General features: G+C 65.3%; 8 protein-coding genes. All 8 read left to right on the plus strand.

Annotated features, from left to right (window positions below):
- The first annotated feature begins 76 nt into the window (after nt 1-76).
- The 8 genes from VPH46_RS05890 (at nt 77) to VPH46_RS05925 (ending at nt 6,642) form a co-directional block, all read left to right on the plus strand.
- Entirely contained in the window at nt 77-346 is a 270-nt protein-coding gene (locus VPH46_RS05890; protein ID WP_020486670.1) for a hypothetical protein, read from the plus strand.
- Entirely contained in the window at nt 343-783 is a 441-nt protein-coding gene (locus VPH46_RS05895; protein ID WP_017980786.1) for a periplasmic heavy metal sensor, read from the plus strand. Before VPH46_RS05890 ends, VPH46_RS05895 begins: the two co-directional genes overlap by 4 nt.
- 10 nt (nt 784-793) lie before the next feature.
- Nucleotides 794-1,363: an RNA polymerase sigma factor gene (locus tag VPH46_RS05900; RefSeq protein ID WP_018251214.1), complete on the plus strand. Its 570-nt coding sequence runs from the start codon at nt 794-796 to the stop codon at nt 1,361-1,363.
- Nucleotides 1,364-1,430: 67 nt separating this feature from the next.
- The gene (locus VPH46_RS05905) at nt 1,431-3,464 is read left to right on the plus strand and encodes a copper resistance system multicopper oxidase (protein WP_018251213.1); all 2,034 of its coding nucleotides are present in this window, start codon (nt 1,431-1,433) and stop codon (nt 3,462-3,464) included.
- Complete coding sequence (locus VPH46_RS05910; protein ID WP_024310688.1) at nt 3,461-4,753, plus strand: copper resistance protein B; 1,293 nt, start codon at nt 3,461-3,463, stop codon at nt 4,751-4,753. The genes VPH46_RS05905 and VPH46_RS05910 overlap by 4 nt, the downstream gene beginning before the upstream one ends.
- Before the next feature lie 3 nt (nt 4,754-4,756).
- Complete coding sequence (locus VPH46_RS05915; RefSeq protein WP_416609637.1) at nt 4,757-5,353, plus strand: c-type cytochrome; 597 nt, start codon at nt 4,757-4,759, stop codon at nt 5,351-5,353.
- Nucleotides 5,354-5,378: 25 nt separating this feature from the next.
- A complete protein-coding gene (locus VPH46_RS05920; RefSeq protein ID WP_168845682.1) occupies nt 5,379-6,116 on the plus strand; it encodes a PepSY domain-containing protein in 738 nt (245 codons plus the stop codon).
- A 133-nt stretch (nt 6,117-6,249) separates the two neighbouring features.
- Nucleotides 6,250-6,642, plus strand: a complete 393-nt coding sequence (locus VPH46_RS05925) for a DUF305 domain-containing protein (protein WP_042469554.1) — start codon at nt 6,250-6,252, stop codon at nt 6,640-6,642.
- Nucleotides 6,643-6,645 lie beyond the last annotated feature (3 nt).

Here is a 6,645-nt window from a genome sequence, read left to right on the forward strand (position 1 = left end):
ACCACCCCTCACGGATGGATTTGAGGGATGGGCGCGTCGCTTGCGTAATCCATGCTAGAGGGGTGGAGTGAACGACATGGACCTCGACGCAGTATTGATGAGGCTGGCGCAAGCACCCGTGCCCGCGAGCCTTGATGGCATGGAAGATCGCGTGCTGGCGCGGGTCGCCGCACGTCCAGCGGCGCGCGCCGGCTTAGGCGTTGGGGCAATGACGATCGCTGCGGCGCTCGTCATGGGCATCTTCGGTGCCGGTGTGCCCGCGAAGGAAGCCAGCGCGGCTTCGCTATCGCCCTTGGGGCCGGTGTCGCCGCTCGCGCCCTCCACGCTGCTCGTCGGCGTGCAATGAGCGGCCGCATCCGCCTTCTGCTTGGCATTGTCGCGTGCTTCATCGCCGCGATCATCGGTGTGTTCGTGGGGCGGGCGCTACTTCCGCCACGTGCCCAGCCCGGCTCGGAGCTGCACGACGTGCTGCATCATAAGCTGGCGCTGGACGCCAACCAGGAAGCGCGACTTGAAGTGCTGGAGCAGCGTTTCGCCGTGCAGCGGCGCGCATTCGAGCTGGAATTGCGGGCGAACAATGCCCGGCTCGCTGAAGCGATCGAGGCCGAGCATGGCAACGGGCCGCGCGTCGCCGCAGCGGTCGACCAGAGCCACGCCGTCATGGGCGAGCTCCAGAAAGCGACGCTGGCGCACATCTTCGCCATGCGCCAGCTCTTGCGGCCCAATCAGACCGGCCAGTTCGATCAGGCCGTGGTGAAGGCGCTCACCGACGACGCACGTTGAGGTTCGGCGCGTGAGCCTCGACTGGACCACGCTTACGGACGGCGAGCTGGCGACCCTCAGCATCGCCGGGCGCGAAGCCGCCTTCGCCGAGATCATGCGCCGCCATCGGCAGTCAATCTTCCGCATGGTGCGCGCGTGCGTCGGCGAGGCCGACGAGGCGCTGGACCTTCTGCAGGAGACCTTCGTCGCGGCGCATCAGGCCCTGCCCCGCTACGACGGCGATCGATCGATGCGCGCGTGGCTATCGACGATCGCGATCAACAAGTGCCGCGATTGGGGGCGCAAGCGCACCGTGCGGCGCTTTCTGGCGTTCGCCGCACCGATCGGCCCGGAAGCCGAAGCCATTGCAGACGACCAGGTGGCGATCGACGACGCGACGGGCGACCGACAGGAACTCGACCGCGTGACGCGCGCCATTGCGGGCTTGCCGACCGCATTGAAGGAATCCTTGGTGCTGCGCACGATCGAGGGGTTGAGCCAGGCTGAAACCGCGGCAGTGTTGTCGATCAGCGAAAAGGCGGTAGAAACCCGCCTCTATCGCGCGCGATCGAAGTTGCTGGAGCGATTGGGCGGGCGCTGAGGGATAGCGCCCTGAGCTGCGTATCAAGGCTAGAGGGACACTCCCGTTCGAGAGCCTTGAGGACCGTATGAGCCGCACTATCGATCGCCGCCAGATGCTTCGCGGCGCCGCCCTTGCTGGCGGTGGCATGGCGCTGACCGCCTATATGCCCGCGTGGGCGCAGCCTGTCTCGGGCGGGATCGTCAAACCGCTGCCGACCGTCTCGGGCACTGACATCGCGCTGACGATCGACAGTTTCAGACTTCCCGTCGACGGCAAGTCGACGCCCGCAATCGGCGTCAACGGCACGGTGCCGGCCCCTCTCATTCGCTTGAAGGAGGGGCAAAAGGTCCGCCTCTCCGTCACCAACAATCTCGACGAGGACAGTTCGATCCACTGGCATGGGCTGCTCGTGCCGTTCGCGATGGACGGCGTGCCCGGCATCAGCTTCCCCGGCATCAAGGCGCGCTCGACCTTCATCTACGAGTTCCCGATCATCCAGTCGGGCACCTACTGGTATCACAGCCATTCCGGCGAGCAGGAGCAGGGCGGACTTTACGGGCCGATCGTGATCGACCCGGCCGGTGCCGATCCGATCGCGTTCGACCGCGAGCATGTGATCGTGCTGTCCGACCACAGCCAGATGACCGGCGAGCAGATTTTCCGGAAGCTGAAGCAGATGGGCGGCGCCTATTTCAACTATCAGCGGCCGACCCTCGCGGGCTTGCTCGCGGGTCGGGAAATGCCGCTCAAGGACCGGATCGAGTGGGGAAAGATGCGAATGGACCCCGCCGACATCGCCGACGTCACCGGCTCGACCTATACCTTCCTGGTCAACGGCTACGGGCCGTATGACAACTGGACGGGGCTGTTCAAGCCGGGCGAGCGGGTCCGCTTGCGGATCATCAACGCCGCGGCGCAGACCAACTTCAACGTCCGCATCCCCGACCTGCCGATGACCGTCGTGCAGGCCGATGGGCAGAATGTCCGTCCGGTGAAGATCGACGAGTTCCAGATCGGCGTTGCCGAGACGTTCGACGTGATCGTGACGCCCGAGGACCGGGCCTACAGCTTCGTCTCCGAGGCTATCGATCGCTCCGGCATGGGCCGGGCGACGCTCGCCCCGCGTGAGGGGATGGTCGCCCCGGTCCCGCCGCTTCGTCCGCGCACGCTGCTGACCATGACCGATATGGGCATGGACATGGGGAGCATGGGCGGGATGCAGGGCATGTCCGGCATGAAGGACGAGAGCCCGGTCGCCACGCGCGGGCCGGACCCCACCTTGATGCAGAACGCCTCGCGCAATCTTTGGAAGCTGACGGGCTGGAAGGGGCCGACCGATCACGGGACGGTCGCGGCAGGCGCAGCGATGGCGGGCATGTCCGGCATGTCGGGCATGGACCACAGCCAGATGGGCGGCGCTGTAATGCCCGGGATGGACCATAGCCAAATGGCAGCGGGCGGTGCTGGCATGGCCGGCATGGACCATAGTGCCATGTCGGGCGGATCGGGCCAGGCTGGCGGCATGGCCGGGATGGACCACGGGTCGGGTGGCGGCATGAACATGAACATGCGCGACCCGAAGAATGCGCCGGGCGTGAAGATGGGGCCGGGCGTGCAGACCATCTCCCCGATGCCGAAGGACCGTAGCGGTGAACCGCCCCAGGGTCTGGAGGGCCTGGATCACCGCGTCCTCACCTATCGCGACCTCGTTTCGCTCGCGCCCAACCCCGACGTGCGCGCGCCGTCGCGTCAGTTCGAGATCCATCTGACCGGTAACATGGAGCGCTACATGTGGGGCTTCGACGGGCAGAAGCTGAGCGATCCCGCCGACCCCATCCCGTTCCGCAAAGGCGAGCGGGCGCGGGTGACGTTGGTCAACGATACGATGATGCCGCACCCCATCCATCTCCACGGCCATTTCTTCGAGCTGGTGACGGGGCACGGCAATCATGCGCCGCGCAAGCACACCGTCAACGTGCCGCCTGGAGGCAAGATGACCTTTGATCTGACCGCCGATGCACCCGGCGATTGGGCGTTCCACTGTCACAATCTCTACCACATGACCGCAGGCATGATGCGCGTCGTCACCGTTCGCCCGTTCGCGGGAGAGGCGGCATGAACCGGCTGACCGCGGCGCTCGCCGCCACCACCATGCTCGGCATCGCCGGTCCTGTCGCCGCTCAGTCGATGCAGGGCATGGATCATTCGGCAATGCCGGGCATGACCATGCCGATGCCTGCGAAAAAGAAGCCGGTGGTGAAGCCCACGGCCAAAGGCAAGCCGGCCAAGACTAGGTCAGCTCCTGCGAGGCGACCATCAGCTTCGACGACGAAACGCCGCGCCGCGCCAACGGCCGGCATGAATGGTATGGATCACGGGACCATGCCGGGCATGGATCACTCGTCTATGCCCGGCATGGACCATGCGGCTCCGCAGGGCTCACAGCAGGGCATGGAAGCCATGCCGGGGATGCAGATGCCCGGAAACGGCCAAACGGTCCCTCAGGGCTCCCAGCAGCCGATGCAGGGCATGGACCATTCGGCGATGCCGGGGATGACCATGCCAGCCGACCAGCACAGCGGCCACGACATGCAGGGCATGTCGGGAATGGCCGGAATGCCAGGCATGGCGGCCGATGGGGTGCAGCAGACTGGCACCGCGCTTCCCGCAGGAAACGCCCCCGCCCCGCCCCTGCCGACCGACCATGCGGCCGACAGCGTTTACGGCGCGGACGCGATGGCGATGGGTCGCCATCACCTTCAGCAGCATCACGGCGGTCAAAACTTCAGCCAGGTGCTATTGAACCTCGCTGAGTATCAATTCCGCAACGGTCGTGACGGCTATCGCTGGGATGGCGAGGCGTGGTTCGGGGGTGACATCAACCGCCTCTTCATCAAGTCTGAGGGCGAGGGAGCCTTCCGCGAGGGCATCGAGAGCGCCGAGGTGCAGGCGCTCTATAGCCGGACCATTGGCCCTTATTTCAATCTACAAGCGGGTGTCCGCCAGGATTTGGGGCCGTCCCCGAAACGCACCTATGCGACCGTCGGGCTGGAGGGGCTGGCACCGGGCTTCTTCGAGCTAGAGGGCGCGGTATTCCTGTCCAACAAGGGCGACCTGCTAGGGCGGCTTGAGGGCTATTACGACCAGCGCATCACCCAGCGGCTGATCCTGCAACCGCGCGCCGAGCTCAATTTCGCTGCGCAGGACGTGCCGGAAAACCGGATCGGATCGGGCCTATCCAACGCCGAGCTTGGATTGCGGCTGCGTTATGAGATCCGGCGCGAGTTCGCCCCCTATGTCGGCGTGTCATGGGATCGCCGCTTCGGCGACACCGCCCGCTACGCGCGCGCCGATGGGGATCGCGCAACGTCCAAGAGCATCGTCGCCGGCGTTCGTGTCTGGTTCTGATCGATGGAGGAACAGATGGCTCAAGACGGCAGGCGCTCGATAAGGCAGCACTTCCCGAGCCTGCCGTTCGTAGGCGCCCTGGCGATCGTCCTGGCGCTGGGCGCAGCCGCGTTTATCTACCTTGGCGTGTATAACATCGCGGCCGACGAACCGCACACGCCGGCGGTCTATTCAATGCTCGAACGCCTGCGCGATCGGTCGATTGAGGCACGCGCGCGCGGCATAACACCCCCGGCCGATCTGGCATCGGCGCAGCGCGTGTCAGTCGGCGCGGGCCTTTACGGAGAAATGTGTTCCGGTTGCCATCTCGACCCCGGCGTCGAGAAATCCGAGATGAGCCAGGGCCTCTATCCACAGGCGCCGGAACTCGCGCGCGCTCAAGATCTCACCCCCGCCCAGCAATTCTGGATCATCAAGCACGGGGTGAAGCTCAGCGCCATGCCGGCATGGGGCAAGACGCATCCCGACCCCCTAATTTGGAATATGGTCGCGTTCGTCCGCAAGCTCCCCGGCATGACGCCCGAACAGTATAAGGCACTGGTCGCGAGCGCCCCGGCCGATCACGACGAGATGATGAAGGACATGCCGGGTATGAAGTGACCCCGGCGACGAGGTTGAGGGAGGAGTGGTTCTGAAAAGCGCGAAACTGAGGCTGCATCTACTCGCGAGCCGCACGCACAAATGGCTCGCGATCATCATCGGCGCGCAGCTCCTGCTATGGTTCGCAAGCGGCGCCCTGATGAGCTTCCTGCCGATCGATCGGGTGCATGGCGATCACCTCGTTGACCGCAAAGCCGCGGCGCCCCTTCCCCGCGGCAGCACGTTCGCCCCACCATCGGCGATCGTAGGCGCAGCAGATGCGCCCATCGAGGCCATCACCTATCGCATGTGGCTTGGCCGCCCGGTCGCCGAGGTCGCGACAGCCAAGGGAACGCGCCTGTTCGACGCCGCGACGGGCCAAGCGCTGCCAGCACCAACGGCTCGTGAGGCCGAGGAGATCGCGCGTTTGGCATGGCGTCGCGGTGCTCGACCAGCGGCGAAGGTAGAGCGGATCGAGCGCGCCAGCCCCGAATATCGCGGCACGCTCCCCGCCTGGCGCGTCGCGTTCGCCGACCTCGATTCCACCCGCGTCTTTGTCGCGGCCGACACCGGTCGGATCTCGGCTGTCCGAACCGGCACTTGGCGGCTCTACGACTTCTTCTGGGGCCTTCACATCATGGATTGGACGAATCACGAGAACTTCAACACGCCCTGGCTGCTCGCCTTCGCGATCGGTGGGCTTGCGCTTTGGTTAGGGGGGGCAGTGCTTCTCTACATGCGATGGCCCAAAACGCGGCGTCGCAACATCGTGATCGAGGCATAATATACGCGGCTCAGGAGCGTAGCCCTCGGAAATAAAGTCCTGTTTCCTGACAATTCCTCGCGCGTTCTAGCACCCCGGGTGAGGGATAGCCGCCTCGCACGCGTAGAAGTCTTAGAACCCAAGGAGATCAATAATGCGCTTCGCACCAACATTCGCAGCTTTGGCGCTGCTCGCCACGCCCGCCCTCGCGCAGCAGAGCGGCGGAATGCAGGGCATGAACCACGGTCAGATGGCCGGCATGAACCACGACGACATGGCGGGCATGATGGCCGGCAATCCCTACGGCCAGGCCGAGATGGACATGCATCAGAAGATGATGGCGGCCAAGCAGGGCGACGCGGCCGAAATGTGGACGCGCAAGATGATCGAGCATCACCGAGGCGCCATCGCCATGTCGCGCGTTGCGGTGCGTGACGCGCGCGACGCCGAGACCAAGCGCATGGCGCAGATGACGATCACGAAACAGGAAAAGGATATTGCCGAGCTGCAGGCGTGGCTCAGCAAGCACGGCAAGCGCCCGCAATAAGGG

The sequence above is a fragment of the Sphingomonas sp. MJ1 (PH-R8) genome (assembly GCF_048058635.1).
In the GTDB taxonomy this organism is placed as follows: domain Bacteria; phylum Pseudomonadota; class Alphaproteobacteria; order Sphingomonadales; family Sphingomonadaceae; genus Sphingomonas.

Coding starts and splice junctions, on each gene's coding strand:
- VPH46_RS05890 (WP_020486670.1), top strand. CDS start 77: ATGGACCTCGACGCAGTATTGATGAGGCTGGCGCAAGCACCCGTGCCC.
- VPH46_RS05895 (WP_017980786.1), top strand. CDS start 343: ATGAGCGGCCGCATCCGCCTTCTGCTTGGCATTGTCGCGTGCTTCATC.
- VPH46_RS05905 (WP_018251213.1), top strand. CDS start 1,431: ATGAGCCGCACTATCGATCGCCGCCAGATGCTTCGCGGCGCCGCCCTT.
- VPH46_RS05910 (WP_024310688.1), top strand. CDS start 3,461: ATGAACCGGCTGACCGCGGCGCTCGCCGCCACCACCATGCTCGGCATC.
- VPH46_RS05915 (WP_416609637.1), top strand. CDS start 4,757: ATGGAGGAACAGATGGCTCAAGACGGCAGGCGCTCGATAAGGCAGCAC.
- VPH46_RS05925 (WP_042469554.1), top strand. CDS start 6,250: ATGCGCTTCGCACCAACATTCGCAGCTTTGGCGCTGCTCGCCACGCCC.